Raw genomic sequence first — 516 nt, forward strand, 5'->3', positions numbered from 1 at the left:
CCTCTGAGATGTGATTTGAGTAATGTGTCTATTTTTAATGGTGTGCCACCACTGTGGAAATTAGTTACTATTTTGCTCGGTTTAGCCAACCGCCCAATTATACCAGTCGTTTGGAGTTGTCCATTTCTGTTCTTTTGCACCATAACCCGTATATCAAATGAGCGACCGTCATGTTTTAACAGATCAATACCTTGTTGAACAACATATTTGTTTTTATATAAGAACTTGTGAAGAGAACTGTATAAAGCATCAAAGGTTTCATAATTTCTTGAAGTAGTTCCACCTCTTAAAACAAAACCATTTTCGGTTTTAGTTATTTTATATATTCCACGACCTCCGGTGCCTTCATCTGGTTTTAAGTAAAGAGAGTCATACTTACTTATCATATTAAAGATGTTAGATTTTGTTGCTGCTTCTGTGTCAGGTAATACCTTATTTATATTGCTATATTTTTGCATGAAAATATGTTTGCCTAATTTCCCCATTTTGTATTTCACTTTTTTCATTATATCTACC

General features: G+C 33.5%; 1 protein-coding gene. It reads right to left on the reverse strand.

All coding sequences use genetic code 11. The features are described 5' to 3' along the window. Positions 1–506, reverse strand: a 506-nt coding sequence (locus AC1DUA_RS40365) for a YheC/YheD family protein (protein ID WP_477504983.1), incomplete at its 3' end; no start/stop codon positions are given. Positions 507–516 lie beyond the last annotated feature (10 nt).

The organism is Paenibacillus sp. 01T422 (genome assembly GCF_056398785.1).